A 13,305-nucleotide genomic window follows, 5' to 3' on the forward strand; every position below is an offset into this window, starting at 1 on the left:
CGTCCGCGAGCTCGGCCGGCGCTCAGCCCTCGTAAGCTCCGCCGTCCCGCCCGCGCCGCGCGCCCCTTCCGTTCTGCGGTGCGCCCCTCCTCCGTGACAACTTGACAACCGCACCCGCTGGCCGGGCGTGTCTCCGCAATCCATGCTCCCGCCCGCTTGCGCCCCGCCCGCGACCGGCGCAACCCTCGGGCTCATGCAGACCCGCGCGCGTCACCCGCCGCTCCCGCGCTCCACCGGGCCGATCCTGGTCGCCGTGGCCGCGGCCCTCTCTCTGTCCGGGCCGAAGCCCGCACCCGCAGCGCCGCCCGAGGCCACGTCCTCGCCGCCGAAGTCCGCGCCGGCCGCGGCTCCGAAGGCTGCGCCACCGGCGGCCTCGGCGCCCGCGCCAGCCGCGGCCCCGGCTTCCGCGGTGGCCGCGGCCCCGGCTTCCGCGCCCACCGCGCCTCAGTCCGCGGCCTCCCAGCCGCCGAAGCTCGACATCCCGTACACCAAGTACACCCTCAAGAACGGCCTCACCGTGATCCTCCACGAGGACCGCGCGCTGCCGATGGTCGCGCTGAACCTCATGGTCAAGGTCGGCTCTCGGTTCGAGGAACCTGGGCGCACCGGCTTCGCGCACCTGTTCGAGCACCTCATGTTCATGGGCACGCGCCGCGTCCCCACGAAGCAGTTCGACGCCTGGATGGAGGCCGAGGGCGGCTGGAACAACGCGTGGACGAGCGAGGACCGCACCGCCTACCACGAGGTGGCGCCGGCTCACGCGCTGCCGCTCCTGCTCTGGCTCGAGGCCGATCGGTTCTCGTCGCTCGCGGACAGCATGGACCTCCCGAAGCTGAACGCGCAGCGCGACGTCGTGCGCAACGAGCGCCGCCAGACGAGCGAGAACGAGCCCTACGGCAAGGTCGACCTCCTCTTGCCCTCGCTGATGTACCCGGAGGGGCACCCCTACCACCACCCCGTGATCGGCTCGCACGAGGACCTCCAGGCCGCGACCGTCGACGACGTCACGACGTTCTTCCGGCGGTGGTACGTGCCGAACAACGTCTCCCTCGTCGTGGCCGGCGACTTCGATGCGCAGAAGACGCGCGATCTCATCGAGCGGTTCTTCGGCGGCATCCCGGAGCGGCCCGTCCCCGCGGCGACAACGCCCTCGCCCGTGAAGCTGAGCGGCGTCGTGCGCGAGACGATCGAGGACAACGTGAACCTCCCCAAGGTGATCATGGCCTGGCACAGCCCCGCGCACTTCGCGCCGGGCGACGCCGAGCTCGACCTCCTCGCCACGGCGCTCGAGCAGGGGAAGGCGAGCCGCCTCTACAAGGCCCTCGTCTACGACAAGCAGCTCGCCCAGGAGGTGAGCGCCGTGCAGCACTCCGGCGATCTCGGCTCGACGTTCACCGTCGAGGCGATCGCGCGGCCAGGCGTGCCGCTCGAGAAGGTCGAGGCCGCCATCGACGCCGAGCTCGCCAAGGTGCGGGACGCGAAGCTGAGCCGCGAGGAGCTCGATCGGGCCAAGAACCAGTACGAGACCGCCTTCGTGACGGCGCTCGAGTCGGTCGCCGGCCGGGCGTCGATGCTCAACCGGTACGAGACGTCGAAGGGCCAGCCCGGGTTCGTGGAGCAGGATCTGAAGCGCTACCGCGACGCGACCGCGGAGTCGCTGCAGGCGTACGCGAAGAGCACCCTGGACCCGAACGCCCGCGTGATCCTGCGGGTCGTGCCGAAGGGCAGCGAAGAGGCGAAGAAGGCGGTGACGAAATGAGAGCGAGACACGCAGGCGCGATGATCGCGCTGGTCGCCGCGGCCCTCGGCTGCGAGCCGAGGACGCCGGCGCAGTCCGCCGCCCGGGCGGAGGCGCCGCGTCCGAGCGCCCCGCCGGCGGCCGCGGAGCCCGCGGACCCGCTCGGGCCCAAGCCGGAGCTGCCGAAGCCGCAGCCGTTCACGCCGCCGGCGCCGGTGGTGCTCGACGGACCGAACGGCGCGAAGGTGTGGCTGCTCGAGCGCCACACGCTGCCGATCGTGTCCGTATCCATCGGCGTCGCGTCGGGATCGGCGGACGATCCGAAGGGCGCGGCGGGGCTCGCGCACATCACCGCGGACATGCTCGACGAGGGCGCGGGGACGCGGAGCGCGGTGGAGCTGTCCAGCGCGATCAACGACCTCGGCGCGACGCTCTCGGTCGGGGCGCGCGCCGACGGCAGCGTCGCGACGCTCTCCGTGCTGAAGAAGAACTTCGACAAGGCGTTCTCGCTGCTCGCCGACGTTGTCGCGCGCCCGCGGTTCGAGGCGAAGGAGTGGAAGCGCGTCAGCGAGCTCTGGCAGAACGACCTCAGGAAGCGCGGAGACGACGCGACGCGGGTCTCGGGGCTGGTCTCGATGGCCGCGCTCTACGGGCCGGGCACGCCGTACGGGCACCCCGTCGACGGCCTGGTCGCGGACGCGAAGTCGATCGGGCTCCCGGCCGTGAAGGCGTTCTACAAGGCGGCGTGGCGCCCGGACCACGCGGTGATCACCGTGGTCGGCGACATCACCCGGGACGAGCTGCAGCAGGCGCTCTCGCGCGATCTCGGGACGTGGTCGGCAAAGGGCGCCACGGCGAGCGCCGCGCAGTCCACGAAGGGCGCGGCGGAAGCGCAGGGCGCGGCGGCCGCGCCGGCGTGGAAGCCGCCGCGGCTGGTGATCGTCGACCGCCCTGGGGCCCCGCAGTCGGTGATCGCGGCAGTGCGGGAGGGGGTCGCGGCGAGCGATCCTCGGCGGCCGATGCTCCAGCTGATCAACTCCGCGCTCGGCGGCTCGTTCACGTCGCGCCTGAACCAGAACCTGCGCGAGGATCACGGCTGGTCCTACGGCGCCGGCTCGACGTTCACCGAGACGAGGCTGCCGGGCGCGTTCGTGGCGCGGGCCTCCGTCGTCACCGAGGCGACAGGGCCCGCCCTGAAGGAGATGCTCGCCGAGCTCGCCAAGATGGCCGACTCCGGGCTGACCCGGGACGAGCTGGCGAAGGTGCAGGCGCAGGACCGCGCGGAGCTCGTCTCCGCCTACGAGACCGTGAACCGCACCGCCCAGCGCCTCGGGACGCTGGCGCGGCTGAAGCTGCCGGAGACGTTCGACGGCGACGCGAGCAAGGCGCGGCAGAGCGCGACGCTGGCGAGCCTCGCGGAGCTCGCGAGGGCCGTGGATCCGAAGACGGCGACCGTCGTTGTCGTGGGACCGCGGCAGGAGATCCTGCCGCAGCTCCAGGGGATCGGCCTCGGCGAGCCGGAGGCGTGGGACGTCGAGGGGCAGCCGATCCAGCCGAAGAAAGAGCCCTGAGCGGCGCGCGCCGTGGCCGGGCGCTCCTCCCGCCGCGCGGGCAGCGGGGGGAGCGGGCGGCAGGATCGCGCCCTCAGGGCGCGGTCGGCTCGAAGTCGATCGGGCTGCTGGGCGCGCCCTCGTGCAGGACGCCGTCGCCGAACCAGTAGACGAAGCGGGGCTCCTCCGCCCCGTCGAGGTAGGCCTCCAGCCGGACGATGGCGCCCGGGGTGGTGGCAAACGTCATCGCGTCGATGTCCGAGCCGGTCTCGGCGTGGAAATACGCGACGCCGATGTCGACGAGGCGCGTCGCGTCCGTCTTCTCGATCTCGATCCCCGCCAGGTCGATGAGCTCGGACGCCGTGTCGACCGAGGCATAGAGATCGAAGCTGCAGACGACCTTGGAGGTGTTGGTGTCGCAGGTCGTCCAGAGCGTCCACGTCCCGCCCTCCGTGTACTCGACGAAGATGCCGACGCCCTCGCCCGGCTCGGTGCTCAGGGTGGCGTCCGTGTCGATGGCGACGAGCCGCACGTCGTTCGCGGGCGGCGGGGGAACGGTGTCGTCGTCGCCGTTGTCCCAGTCGTCGTGGACGTGATGGCCATCGTGGTCGCCGTCCTCGTCGACGATGATGCAGCCGGCCGAGGCGAGGGGCGCGGCGACGAGAAGGAACGACCACAGCCCCCGTGAACGACGCTTCACAAAGTCAGCGAAAAGAGTCATCGGATCTGCTCCTGCTCGTGGACGTCGCAAGACGTGGACCAAGGGCTATCTCGACCGCGGGCGACCGGACGCCGGCGCGGTCTTCCCCGGAGCCGGGCCTGACGGAAGGTGGATCCTGGGGCGCGGCGGGGACGACGGCGCGCTCGGGAGCGCGCGCGGCTTCGCGGCCGGCTGCGGCGCCGGCGTCGCCTGCGGCAGCGGCCGCGGTGCCGTGGCCGACGGCGATCGGTGCGGGAGGGCACGCGTGGCGGCCGGCGTGCCGACGGCGCGCGGCGCCGGGGCGGCCGGCGGCTCCGGGGCAGGGGCGGGCGACGGCGGCGTGACCGTCGGCCGCGAGGGCCGGTGCGATGGGCTCGCGCCGCTGCGGGGCAGCGCGCCCGCGCCGGAGACGCCCCGCGCGGGGAGGCCGGGCCTGGCGATCGGGGCCGGCGCGTCGCCGCCGGGCGTCCCCCGCGGGTGCAGCGGCGTGCGCAGCGCAGGCGCCGCGCGACGGTCGTCGCCTGCGGGCGACGCCGGACGGCGCGCCGGCGGGGGCGCGAGGCGTGCGCTCGGCGTCGTGCTCCTGCGCGAATAAGCGAGGGCGCGAGGATCCGGCCTGTCGCGGTGCCTCGGGGCGGCCGAGGAGGGAACGCCGGCCTCCGCGAGCGACGGCGACGCCGGGCGGTAGCCGCCAGGACGGATGCCGTGGGGCGGGCTCGAGCGGCTCGCGCCCCCGTCGCCGCGCGGGCGGACGTCGGCGCGCCCGGGCCTGCTCGCGGTCGGCCGCGCCGGCCTGTAGGTGTGCGAGTGCGCGGCGATGCGCCGGACGACCTCGCGATCGCGGACGACGTGCGTGTGGACGTGGCGATGGAACACGTGCGTCGTCGGGCAGAAGACGTACGCCGCGGGGGGAACGGTCCACAGCGAGACCGCGACGCCGCTGCTCCAGTAGTAGGTGGGCGGCATCGGGGCCCAGCCGACGTAGCCGGCGTCACCGACGCGCCAGACGACCCACGCCGGGGCGTACGTGCGCCCCGGGATCCAGGCCCAGCCGTGGGAGGAGATCCAGACCCAGCGGCCATAGTGGAAGGGGATGTGGCCCCACGCGTAGTCGCTGACCCAGAGCCACTCGCCGTCGTCGGTCAGCGCCCAGTGGCCCGCTGTCTGGTAGGGCGCGAAATCCGGGCCGACCACGACCGCGGAGGGCACCCAGACCGTGCCGTAGCCCGGGGTGTCGATCCAGGTGCCGTACGCGGCGAGCGGCTGCTGGAACTCGACAAGGGCGCTCGGGTCGGTGTCTTCGTACTCGTCCGCCTCGATCTCGGCGTTCACGCGGACGTCGACCTGGACCGACGGGGGCTCGGCGGGCTGGGCGGCGGCGCTTGCGGGCGCGGCGATGAGCGCGGCGAGCAGCGGCAGGACGCCGCCGAGCCGGCGGAGCCGGGCCCCGGGGATGCCCGGCGCCGCGGGGGCAGGGCGCAAGGGGAAAGCGGACAGCGGGAAAGGCATCGGCAGCATGATGGGTCCTTCTGGAGGGGGGTGCCAGGGAGAGGTCGGGCTGGCCTCGGGCGCCCTCAGATCTCTTCAGACGTCCCTGCGCGCCCGACGTTGCACATTGCAGGCCACCATCCGGAGCGCCGCGCTGGCGTGCCCGACCGAGGTTGAGGGGCACCCGGCCGAGGTTGAGGCACGGGCACCCGACCGAGGTTGAGGCACGGGCACCCGACCCAGGTTGAGGCACGGGCACCCGACCCAGGTTGAGGCACGGGCACCCGACCCAGGTTGAGGCACGGGCACCCGACCGAGGTTGAGGCACGGGCACCCGACCGAGGTTGAGGCGTCGGCGCTCCTCAATCGAGATCGCTGTCGTCGAGCGCCGGCGTCTCGTCCCCCGGAGGCGGCGCTCTCCCGGGCAGCGCCGGCGGCCTCGGGAGGAGCGACAGCCGCGCGTGCGCGTCGGCCAGCTTGCGGTCGGCCTCGCGCAGGCGCCGGTTCAGCACCCGGATCACGGCGTCCGCGATCTCGGCCGTCTCCCGAACCGCCTCGTGGAAATCCTCGGCGGAGACCCGGAGCAGCTCCGTGTCCTCGGTCACCACCGCCGTCGAGGCCCTCGGCTCGCTGTCGAAGAGCGACATCTCGCCGAACACGTCGTTCGCGCCGAGGCGCGCGATCTCGCGGCCGTCCAGCGTGAGGCTCACCTCGCCCGAGATGATCGAGTAGAGCGCGCCGCCAGGCTCGCCCTGGCGGAAGATGACGTCGCCCCGGGCCAGCGACACAACGAGCGAGCCGCGCGCCAGCGCCACCAGATCGTCGCCGGCCACGCGGGAGAAGAGCGGAACACGCTGGAGGAACAGGACCTTCTCGATCGTCGTGTACATCTCGTCCTCGGGGTCGATGCCGGTGCCGCCGGTGACCGCCCAGTATCGTGCGTAACGGGCCACCGCGGGATCCTCATCGGCCCGAAGCGCGTCCAGCCGCTCGCGGGCGCCCGGCGGCGACGTGACGGCGACCGCGATGGCGGCCGCCTCGCGGACCAGCGGGTCCGGATCGTAGGTCGCGGCGAGCGCGTCCCCGGCGGCGCCGGAGATGGAGTTCCGGGCGACGGCATCGAGCGCGAGCGCGGCGCTGTAGGGGTCGCCGCGCACGATCTCGTGGCGGATCCAGGAGATGATCCCGGCCTCCGGCGGCAGGGGCCTCCGGGGGAACGCCGCGGACAGCTCGAGCAGCCGCTCGACGAGGGAGACGAGGCGCTCGCGCAGCGGGCGGTCGAGGAGCGACTCCAGCACCTCGAACGCGTTGGCCCGCAGCGCGGGATCCGGGCCGAAGACGTGGTTGCGCACCAGGGCGACGACCTCGCGCGGGTAGGCGAGCTCGCACAGCCGGAGCACGCGGATGAGCCCCTTCCGCAGCCGGCGGAGCAGGTGCTGATCGAGCAGCGCGCCGGCGACGCGGGGGCGCGCCGCGATGTACGCCTCGCGCGTGCGGACGTGCTCCAGCGTCTCGTCGTCGATGCGGGCGCGGATCACGCGGAGAGGCGCCGGCGGCGCGCGCAGCGCGAGGCGCAGGCGCGACGCCGACGCGAGCACCTTCTGGCGGAGGGCCTCGTTCGGGTGGTCGATCCGGGCGAGCAGCACGTCGAGCGCGTCGTGGCTGCAGAGCCGCGCGAGCACCCGCGGGATCGCGAGCCGCACGGCCCGCGGGGTGCCGTCGTCGCCGAGGCGCGCCGCGAGCTCGGGGATGGCGTCGTCGCCGAGCGCCTCGATGGCCCGGGCCGCGGCCGGCGCGAGGGCGCGCTCGGCGAGCGCGTCCGCGAGCAGGGGGAGCAGGCGCGGATCGGCGACGCTCGACGAGGCGCGCACGGCCGCGCGCCGCACCGCGGGGTCGGGATCGCCGATGAGCCGCGCGAGGGCGCGCTGGAGCGACGCGTGGCCGACCAGGCCGAGGATCCGGGCGGCGGCGGCGCGATCGCGCGGCGACGGGCTGTCGAGCAGCGCGCGCAGCCGCGGCGCGCCCTCGAGCATGCCGTCCAGGCCGCAGTAGCGCAGGAGCGCGGCGATCGCGGCGGCCCGGAGCGCCTCGCCGCCGGTCGCGTCGGCGGCGCGCGGCGCGGCGCCCTCCCGCGCGAGCGCGAGCAGCTCGTCGTGGGCGTCCTCCCGCAGCAGCGCGGCGAGCGCGGCGACGGCGGCGACGCGGACGTCGGTGTTCCGGTCGTGGATCGCCGCGCGGGCGATGCACGCGCCCTCCTCGTGCTCGAGCTCGGCCGCGAGGCGCACCCCGAGCGCGCGCACCCTGGCCGAGCCGTGGCGCGCGAGCGCGGGCACGGCCTCGCGCACGAGGGTCGGGTCGAGCTGCTGGAGCTGCTCGACCGCGAAGAGCACCTGCACCATGGCGCGGCTGTAGAGCGCCTCCTTGAGGATCGCGCGCGTCTGGGGGCCGTACGCGACGCTGTCCGGCTCGATCTGGCGGCGCATCAAGGTCCGGCGCATGGCGTCGAAGTAGCCGCGCCGCACGAGCGGGAGGAGGGCGATGGACGCGACGCAGAGCGGGAGGGAGTAGACGCCGATCCACGCGGCCTCCTCGACGAGCGCGGCACCCGTCGCGGCGGTGGGCGCCACGGCGAGCAGGATCAGCGCGCCGAGCCCGTAGCCGAGGGGCTTGGCGATCGTGGAGACGAGCGTCCGCACCCGCTCCCGCAGCGCCGGCTGGAACGGGAAGAACAAGAGCTGCATCGTCGCGTCGTAGATCGTGAGCTGCAGCGCGTTGTCGCTCAGCTTGAGGATCGCGCCCCAGGCGAGCGACGGCGCCGCGAGCAGCGCGACGGTGCTCGCGGTGAACGCGGCCGGCATGGCGAGCAACCCGCCGAGCACGCCGTGGCGCCGGAGGACCCGGGGGGTCGCGACGAGCTGCACGAGGAGGCCGACCACGCCGACGGCGCCGTAGAGGAACCCCATGAACCGGGTGAGGTCGTCGACGTGGGGGTAGGCCGTGAGGGCGATCGCCTTGAACTGGTAGTCGCCGATCGTGAGGACCGTGAAGAGGAGGAAGGTCAGCAGCGCGACGGTGAGGGCGTAGCGCGATCGCCACACGTCCATGCGCGGAAGGCGGGCCTGGAGGAGCTCCTCGTCGCCGGACGGGGGGCGCCCGAGCGGGTGGCGCCGCGCGAGCGCGGTCGTCAGCGCGGCCATGGCGAGGAGCGCCGCGATGAGCACGAACAGGAGGTTCTCGGTGCCGATCCACCGGACGACGGCGCCCGTCGCGAAGCCGCAGGCGACGGTGCCGACGACGCGCCCGCTGCCGATCAGGCCGAAGAGGCGCTTGGCGCTGCGCGGGTCGTGCAGGTCCTGAGCGACGGCCCAGACGAGCACGGCGGTGAAGTTCGCGATGATCTCGGACCAGATGTAGAAGACCAGGATCGCGGCGCGCACCTCCTGGCCGATGAGGACGCGCAGCAGCGCGAACGTGGCGGCGCCGAAGAGGGCGAAGGCGACGCACAGCTGGGCGCGCGGCAGGTGGCGGGCGACGCGGTCGTACGCGAGCGCGGCGACGGCGGAGGCGACGCCGTAGACGATCCACATCGGCGCGATCCAGGTGACGGGGAACCTGGTGAGGAAGAGCGCGTCGCGCGCGGAGCGGCCGACGACGAAGAGGAGGGCGGCGAGGAAGAGCAGGCAGAAGAGCAGCGCGGTCCGGTGCAGCTCGACGCGGGTGAGGGGGACGCCGAGGACGGCGGTGTGGGCGTCGGGGGCGGCGCCGCTCGGCTGCAGTCGGCTGGGCCGGCTCGAGGTCGGGCGCACCGACGGGGTGGCGCCGGACGCGGGGGACGCGGGCGCGCCTTCCGCGCGCGCGCTGGGCTGGCCGGGCTGCCCAGCGCGCGACGGCTCCGGCGCCGCGGCGCGCTCCTTCGCCCTCGGCTCTGCCTTCGAGCCCGGCTGCGGGGGAGCGGCGTCGGTCGAATCCACGGGCCTCACGCTAGCCGAGCTCTCTCGAAGAGCGCGTGTTTCGGGCCACGCAGCTCGTCCGCCGGCCCATGGCGCTGCGCGGCGGTCCGCTCACCCTGCTGCTCCGCGGCGTCGATGCCAACTTGTCAGGAACGCACGGCGACCATGGCCAGCTCGTCATGCGGCGCGCCTCCGAGCCTCCGAGGTGGGGCGTCGAGGACGCCTCCAAGGACGCCTCCGACGGGACCGCGGGGCCTTTGAGGGCGCGTTCGACGCGGCATCCGGCGTGGGCGCACGCGGGCGCACGAACGATTTCCCCGCCGTTCGAAGGGCTGTGCGGGGCATTTGCGGCGTGGTACGAGCTGTGCTGAAAGGACGCGCCCATGGACACGACAAGGTATCTCGTGCGGCCACGGCCGCGAGGGCGGCGGCACCTCCCCCGGCTCTGCGCGGTGGCCCTCGCGGCGGCGGCGCTCGCCGGAGGCGCGCGACAGGCCGGCGCGACGGTGACCATCAGCAGCCAGGTGGTGCGCACCAAGGTCACTCGCCCGGACGCGCAGAACCCCCTCTGGATCAGCCATGAGGACTGCGTCACCGGCAACGATCTGCAGCTCACGCTCACGCTGACCAACCCGACGGGCAGCGATAGCCTCGAGGCGTGGGTCACCCAGTCGACGGATTGCACCCAGGCCGTGAACCGCCAGGCCGACGGTTACTGCAAGCGGCTGGATCTGCCGCTCGGCCTGGCTGACACGGTGCCCGTCACGCTGCCGGCAAAGGAGCTCGCGAAGGCGCTCCTCGACGCCGACGAGTGCGAGGTCACGTCGCGGACGAGCACCGAGGCGGTCAAGATGACCGTTTACTTCCTGCGGCTGTCCACCACGGATCAGAGCAATCCGGATTTCGCGACATGGGAGCAGACCAAGGTGGACCTCCTGGGCCCGAAGCCGCCGACGAACGTGCAAGCGCACTCCGGCGATGGGCGTATCCTCGTCGATTACACGCAGAACGAGGCCGATGAAGTGCTCGGCTACTATCTCTACTGCGACAATGGCGGGCAGTCCTCGCCTGACTCGAGCGGGGCAGGGGCAGCCGGCGGAGACGACGGCGCGGCGGGAGCCGGCGGCGGGGCAGCCGGCGGAGGCGGCGGCGCGGCGGGAGCCGGCGGCGGAACGACGAGCGGCGGCAGCTCCGGCTGCCAGTCGTCGCTCCTGGTGCCGGGGGAGATCCCGGACTCCGCGCAGCAGTGCGGCAGCGTGGGGAGGGCCAGCCGTGGCGAGGCCACGGAGAACATCGTCAACGGCAGGTCGTATGTCGTCGGCGTCGCGGCCTATGACCAGGTGGGCAATGCCGGGCCGCTGTCGGCGATCTCCTGTGCGACCGCGACCGACGTCGACGGGTTCTTCGAGCAGTACCGGGACGCCGGCGGGCAAGCCGGTGGGGGCTTTTGCAGCATCGAAGGGCCGGTAGGGGCGGGGCGGTGGGCCGCTGCGCCGCTCGCCGCCGTCGCGGCCGGCGCGGCGCTCGGGTTGTTGCGCAGGAGCCGTCGTCGACGCCACGCGCGCGCGCACGCGCGTTCCTTCACGCAGGAGAGCGAATGAGCTGTCATCTCCGTCATCAGCTGGTCGCCGGCCTCGCCGGCGGCGCGGCGCTCCTCGCCGCCTCCGTGGCCGGCGCGCAAACGAGCTACGGGACGGGCGACTGGCGGCAGCACGATCGCTCGAGGATCCAGCGAGAGGAGCGCTATGCGTCTCCTCAGAGCTTCGCGTTCGAGCTCCGCTTCGCCCCGTACTCTCCCCAGGTCGACGAGGAGTTCTCCGGCGCGGGCCCCTACGGGAAGACCTTCGGCGACGGCCAGAATTTCTATTTCGGGGTCGAGGTCGACTGGCTGCCGCTCCGGATCCCGTACGTCGGCGCGATCGGCCCAGGGCTCGGCTGGGGGTACACGTCGGCGTCGGCGAAGGCCTTCGTGGCGGGCAGCGACGACAGGGCCGAGGCAGAGGAGACCTCGCTCTCCATCATGCCGATGCACCTGTCCGCCGTCCTCCGCGCCGACGAGCTGATGCGCAAGACGGGCGTCCCGATCGTGCCTTACGCGAAGGTGGGCCTGGGGATGGGGTTATGGACCACGACGTCGGGCCCTGGCACGCCGAAGCCCGATGGCGTCCGGGGCGAGGGCGTCACGTGGGGCACGCACCTCGCGTTCGGCGGGATGCTCGCGCTCAACTGGCTGGACCGCCGCTCGGCCTCCCAGCTCGATGAGACGACGGGCATCAACCACACGTACCTGTTCGGCGAGTGGATGTTCGCGAACCTCGACGGGCTGGGCTCGCGCCCGCAGATGCACGTCGGCACCTCGACGTGGGTCCTGGGGCTGGCCTTCGACATGTGAGGCGCGGCGCCGCGCGCGCGGCGCGCGCCGCGTGGCGCCGGCACGCGCTTCACGGCGCGCTGCCTTCGAGCGGCGCGCCGCCGTCGTCTTCCTCGATCACCGTCGTTCCCTTCGGCCGGGCGGTCGTCGCGCGGCGCGGGGGGCTGTCGCTCGCGAAGGCCTCGACGGTCTCCTTGGTCGGGGCCCCGAAGATGGGCACGACGAGTTCGCGCGCGGCGCCCTCGCGCTCGTACGTGATCTTGAGCTCGCTGGCGCTGGCCAGGGCGCGATAGGCCGCGAACAGGTCGTCCGGGCGCTCCAGGGGCGTGCCGTTGACCTGGGTGACGATGTCGCCGGTCTTGAGCTCGATGCTGCTCCAGTCCGCGGGCAGCGCGAGGATCTTCCAGCCGATGAACGCGCCCGCCCGGACGACCTCCTCGACGGGCACGCGCCGCAGGATCCAGGGCGGCCCCTGCAGCAGCACCCGGTCGACGTCGGCGCGGGCGAGCTGCCCGGCGGGCACCGTCTGCTTGGGCGGCGCCGCGCTCTGCGCGCGCGGCGCCGGAGCCGCCGCCGGGGCGGCCATCTGCGGCCCGCCGCACCCTGCGACGACGGACAGGGAGAGACATGCGCCGAGCAGGAGTCTTACGGGCGTCGACATCGGCGGGACTATGCGCAGCGGACCCGAGGAGGCCAAGTTCGATGCGCGGCGGGTGCGACGACGGAAGCGATGGCGACGCGAGGATCCAGCTGAGCCGCAGGGCCGGGGCCACCGAGGCCGCCCGGCTCGCGAGGGGCGAGGATCGTCGGAGAGGGTCGGGGAGGCGGGATTTGAACCCGCGACAACGAGCACCCAAAGCTCGTGCACTACCGGACTGTGCGACTCCCCGGGCAGAGCGCGTCCGCGAGCGGGACCATAGACGAGGCGCCCTGCCGGGGCAAGACAGGTCGCACCGATGGCCGAGCGCGTCGAGCGCCCGGCGCCGGCCGATCGAACGCCTGGCGTCGGCGAGGCGTCGGTCGCGCGGCGTCCGCGTGGCTTTTCAGGTGCGTCGCCGCGTGAAAGGCGCTGAAATGAGGGCGCAATATGGGCGGGACGGTCGCGGCTCTGTCGGTCCATCACCTGGCCGTGGTCGTGCGCGACCTGGTGCGGGCCGAGGCGTTCTACGCGGGCGTCCTCGGATTGCCGGTGGTGCGGCGCTGGACGGACGAGGCCGGAGCGCCTCGGTCGGTGTGGCTCGAGCTCGGGGGCGGCGCCTTTCTGGCCGTGGAGCGGGCGGGCGCCGCCGGGCCGATGCGCGCGGACGAGGCGCCAGGCTGGCACTGTGTCGCCCTGGGGATCGCGCCGTCGGAGCGGGAGGCGTGGCGCCGCCGGCTGGCCGCGGGCGGCGTGGGCGTCGAGCGGGAGAGCGCCTACACGATGTACGCGCGCGATCCCGACGGGAACCTGGTGGCGCTCAGCCACTACCCGCACCCGCAGGCGGGGCCGGGCTGATGATGGCGCGGAC

At 73.9% G+C, this 13,305-nt stretch carries 9 protein-coding genes and 1 tRNA gene; 5 read left to right on the plus strand and 5 right to left on the minus strand.

Features of this window, described 5'->3' with window-relative positions:
* Window positions 1–193 precede the first annotated feature (193 nt).
* Together WMF34_RS10840 and WMF34_RS10845 are read left to right on the plus strand one after the other, a co-directional pair.
* Window positions 194–1,759 carry a M16 family metallopeptidase gene (locus WMF34_RS10840; protein WP_437993235.1) on the plus strand — a complete coding sequence of 522 codons (1,566 nt, stop codon included), beginning with the start codon at window positions 194–196 and terminating at the stop codon, window positions 1,757–1,759.
* Window positions 1,756–3,309 (plus strand): M16 family metallopeptidase, encoded by a 1,554-nt coding sequence (locus WMF34_RS10845; protein ID WP_437993236.1) that lies wholly within the window; start codon window positions 1,756–1,758, stop codon window positions 3,307–3,309. Before WMF34_RS10840 ends, WMF34_RS10845 begins: the two co-directional genes overlap by 4 nt.
* 73 nt (window positions 3,310–3,382) lie before the next feature.
* Here WMF34_RS10845 and WMF34_RS10850 read toward each other — a convergent pair whose 3' ends face one another.
* The 3 genes from WMF34_RS10850 to WMF34_RS10860 all read right to left on the minus strand — a co-directional run bounded on the left by WMF34_RS10850 (window position 3,383) and on the right by WMF34_RS10860 (window position 9,447).
* Window positions 3,383–3,988 (minus strand): hypothetical protein, encoded by a 606-nt coding sequence (locus WMF34_RS10850; protein ID WP_231864780.1) that lies wholly within the window; start codon window positions 3,986–3,988, stop codon window positions 3,383–3,385.
* 66 nt (window positions 3,989–4,054) lie between these two features.
* Entirely contained in the window at window positions 4,055–5,506 is a 1,452-nt protein-coding gene (locus WMF34_RS10855; RefSeq protein ID WP_012234707.1) for a DUF6600 domain-containing protein, read from the minus strand.
* Between the two features lie 332 nt (window positions 5,507–5,838).
* Window positions 5,839–9,447 carry a HEAT repeat domain-containing protein gene (locus WMF34_RS10860; protein WP_437993237.1) on the minus strand — a complete coding sequence of 1,203 codons (3,609 nt, stop codon included), beginning with the start codon at window positions 9,445–9,447 and terminating at the stop codon, window positions 5,839–5,841.
* Window positions 9,448–9,809: 362 nt separating this feature from the next.
* Here WMF34_RS10860 and WMF34_RS10865 point away from each other — a divergent pair, with 362 nt between their 5' ends.
* Complete coding sequence (locus WMF34_RS10865) at window positions 9,810–11,027, plus strand: hypothetical protein (RefSeq protein ID WP_437993238.1); 1,218 nt, start codon at window positions 9,810–9,812, stop codon at window positions 11,025–11,027.
* A complete protein-coding gene (locus tag WMF34_RS10870) occupies window positions 11,024–11,818 on the plus strand; it encodes an MXAN_2562 family outer membrane beta-barrel protein (RefSeq protein WP_012234711.1) in 795 nt (264 codons plus the stop codon). The genes WMF34_RS10865 and WMF34_RS10870 overlap by 4 nt, the downstream gene beginning before the upstream one ends.
* Window positions 11,819–11,867: 49 nt before the next feature.
* On the opposite strand, the gene WMF34_RS10875 is transcribed toward WMF34_RS10870, so the two are convergent.
* Both WMF34_RS10875 and WMF34_RS10880 read right to left on the minus strand, forming a co-directional pair.
* Window positions 11,868–12,458: a serine protease gene (locus WMF34_RS10875; protein WP_437993239.1), complete on the minus strand. Its 591-nt coding sequence runs from the start codon at window positions 12,456–12,458 to the stop codon at window positions 11,868–11,870.
* A 155-nt stretch (window positions 12,459–12,613) separates the two neighbouring features.
* Window positions 12,614–12,687, minus strand: a tRNA-Pro gene (locus WMF34_RS10880).
* 197 nt (window positions 12,688–12,884) lie between these two features.
* Between WMF34_RS10880 and WMF34_RS10885 the strand changes: the two genes are divergently transcribed.
* The gene (locus tag WMF34_RS10885) at window positions 12,885–13,292 is read left to right on the plus strand and encodes a VOC family protein (protein WP_012234713.1); all 408 of its coding nucleotides are present in this window, start codon (window positions 12,885–12,887) and stop codon (window positions 13,290–13,292) included.
* Window positions 13,293–13,305: the final 13 nt, after the last annotated feature.

Source organism: Sorangium sp. So ce145, from assembly GCF_051525985.1.
GTDB lineage: Bacteria > Myxococcota_A > Polyangia > Polyangiales > Polyangiaceae > Sorangium > Sorangium cellulosum_B.

What these genes read in the sequence shown, in the direction of transcription:
- WMF34_RS10840 (WP_437993235.1), top strand. Translation starts at nt 194, where the DNA reads ATGCAGACCCGCGCGCGTCACCCGCCGCTCCCGCGCTCCACCGGGCCG.
- WMF34_RS10885 (WP_012234713.1), top strand. Translation starts at nt 12,885, where the DNA reads ATGGGCGGGACGGTCGCGGCTCTGTCGGTCCATCACCTGGCCGTGGTC.
- WMF34_RS10865 (WP_437993238.1), top strand. Translation starts at nt 9,810, where the DNA reads ATGGACACGACAAGGTATCTCGTGCGGCCACGGCCGCGAGGGCGGCGG.
- WMF34_RS10870 (WP_012234711.1), top strand. Translation starts at nt 11,024, where the DNA reads ATGAGCTGTCATCTCCGTCATCAGCTGGTCGCCGGCCTCGCCGGCGGC.
- WMF34_RS10855 (WP_012234707.1), bottom strand. Translation starts at nt 5,506, where the DNA reads ATGCTGCCGATGCCTTTCCCGCTGTCCGCTTTCCCCTTGCGCCCTGCC.
- WMF34_RS10875 (WP_437993239.1), bottom strand. Translation starts at nt 12,458, where the DNA reads ATGTCGACGCCCGTAAGACTCCTGCTCGGCGCATGTCTCTCCCTGTCC.
- WMF34_RS10845 (WP_437993236.1), top strand. Translation starts at nt 1,756, where the DNA reads ATGAGAGCGAGACACGCAGGCGCGATGATCGCGCTGGTCGCCGCGGCC.